The organism is Mycetohabitans sp. B2 (assembly GCF_021733735.1).
Classification (GTDB): Bacteria; Pseudomonadota; Gammaproteobacteria; order Burkholderiales; family Burkholderiaceae; genus Mycetohabitans; species Mycetohabitans rhizoxinica.
The window spans coordinates 1-367 of the sequence record NZ_JAHKSP010000098.1; the positions used below are offsets into that span (position 1 = coordinate 1).

The window sequence follows — 367 nt, forward strand, 5'->3', positions numbered from 1 at the left end:
GTGTCAGTGAGGGGCCACAGCTGGTGACCCGTCGCGGCGCAGAAACAGCCGTGCTGGTGCCCATCACGGAGTGGAAACGGCTCAACGCCGCCGCACGCCCCTCGCTGAAAGCCTTGCTGTTGTCCGATTTCAATCGTGGTGACCTTGACTTGCCACAACGTGGACGGGCGCAGCGTCGCACCACTCTTGCTCTATAAAACCACCGTGTTTCTTCTGGATACGAATATTGTTTCTGAGCTTCGCAAACTTCGCCCGCATGGGGCAGTCGTGTCATGGCTCGAAAGCGTTGCCGACCACGAGCTTTACCTGTCCGCCGTGACACTCGGTGAAATCCAAGCAGGCATCGAAATCACGCGCGAGCAAGACG

At 58.6% G+C, this 367-nt stretch carries 1 protein-coding gene and 1 pseudogene; both read left to right on the plus strand.

Translation table 11 applies throughout. The features are described from left to right. Positions 1–197 (plus strand): type II toxin-antitoxin system prevent-host-death family antitoxin (locus tag KPG66_RS16875; RefSeq protein WP_237071603.1); only part of this gene is annotated, 197 nt, incomplete at its 5' end. Positions 198–204: 7 nt separating this feature from the next. Then, a pseudogene (locus KPG66_RS16880) lies at positions 205–367 on the plus strand (VapC toxin family PIN domain ribonuclease); the annotation flags it as partial.